Raw genomic sequence first — 454 nt, forward strand, 5'->3', positions numbered from 1 at the left:
CCCCAGTACCAGGACAGCGACCCCGAGATGATTGTCACAGACCTCAAAGACGTCTTCTCGAGGTGGCCTTGGTACGACGAGCAGGAGACCGAGCACCAGGTCCGCTACGAGTTCTCGAACACAATCGCGACACGCCGTTGCCGATGAACTGCGATAATGACGATTTACAACGCTACTACATCGGCTAGGACTAGCGTCCCTACTCGATCTGGGGCAGCCTCCCGTTCCCTGATGAGATGTACGAGCAAGTCGATGAGCAGTCCACCGGCCCCGCAGGGCAGTTCTAAATCATAGATTTTTCTCAGATATTCGAGAGCTGTGTTGCAGACCAAAGACAGGCTCTTCAAACCCCTCGTCGAGCAATTTTCAGCGGCTAAAACAACCAGAATTGGGTGAATTGGGGTATTTCACGATCCGAAGTTCCGAGCCGGAAGACCTCAAGAGACTCAGAACA

At 53.3% G+C, this 454-nt stretch carries 1 pseudogene; it reads left to right on the plus strand.

What is annotated here, in order from left to right:
- Positions 1 to 287: pseudogene (locus C5B91_RS22915) on the plus strand (primase-associated protein); the annotation flags it as partial.
- Positions 288 to 454 lie beyond the last annotated feature (167 nt).

Origin of the sequence: Haloferax sp. Atlit-10N (assembly GCF_003586325.1) — an archaeon.
Lineage (GTDB): Archaea > Halobacteriota > Halobacteria > Halobacteriales > Haloferacaceae > Haloferax > Haloferax prahovense.